At 75.3% G+C, this 924-nt stretch carries 2 pseudogenes; both read left to right on the forward strand.

The features are described 5' to 3' along the window. Positions 1-617, forward strand: a pseudogene (locus AOK22_RS26315) (NAD(P)/FAD-dependent oxidoreductase); the annotation flags it as partial. After that, positions 614-924: pseudogene (locus AOK22_RS42990) on the forward strand (macro domain-containing protein); the annotation flags it as partial. The pseudogenes AOK22_RS26315 and AOK22_RS42990, both read left to right, overlap by 4 nt.

Raw genomic sequence — 924 nt, forward strand, 5'->3', positions numbered from 1 at the left:
CCGGCCTCGGCCACGCCTACGACGGGTATCGGTACGGCGCGAGCGTCTTCAAGGTCGACTACGCCCTCGACGGCCCCGTCCCCTGGACCGCCGAGGCCCCCCGCTCCGCCGGGACCGTGCAGGTCGGGGCGGGCAGCGAGGAGATCGGCGCGGCCCTGCGCGCCGCCTCCCGGGAGGGGCGCGCCCCGGACGCGCCGTTCCTGATCACCACGCAGCCCAGCGTCGTCGACCCCTCCCGCGCCCCGGAGGGCAAGCACGTCTTCTGGGCGTACGGCCACGTCCCGAACGGCTGGGACGGCGACCTGACCGACGTCATCGAGCGTCAGCTGGAGCGTTTCGCCCCCGGCTTCCGCGACCGTGTGCTCGCGCGCGCCACCGCGGGCCCGCCCCAGCTCGCCGCGCACAACGCCAACTACGTGGGCGGCGACATCGCCTGCGGCGCGGCCAGCGGACTGCAGCTCCTGCTGCGCCCCAAGCTCTCCCTCTTCCCGTACGCCACCCAGCACCCCGCCGTCTTCATCTGTTCGTCCGCGACCCCGCCGGGCCCCGGAGTGCACGGCATGTCCGGGCACAACGCCGCGAAGGCCGTGTGGAAGCGGCTCAGGAGCCAGTCGTGACCGTCGCCATCACGCTCGTCCAGGGCGACATCACCGCCCAGCACGCCGACGCCATCGTGAACGCCGCCAACTCCTCGCTGCTGGGCGGCGGGGGCGTCGACGGCGCCATCCACCGGCGCGGCGGGCCCGACATCCTCGCCGACTGCCGGCGCCTGCGCGCCTCCCACTACGGCAAGGGCCTGCCCACCGGCCGCGCCGTGGCCACCACCGCCGGGCGGCTCGACGCCGGGCATGTGATCCACACCGTCGGCCCGGTCTGGTCCGCCACCGAGGACCGCTCCGAGCTGCTCGCCTCCTGCCACCGCGA

This window comes from Streptomyces silaceus (genome assembly GCF_001419745.1).
Lineage (GTDB): Bacteria > Actinomycetota > Actinomycetes > Streptomycetales > Streptomycetaceae > Streptomyces > Streptomyces silaceus.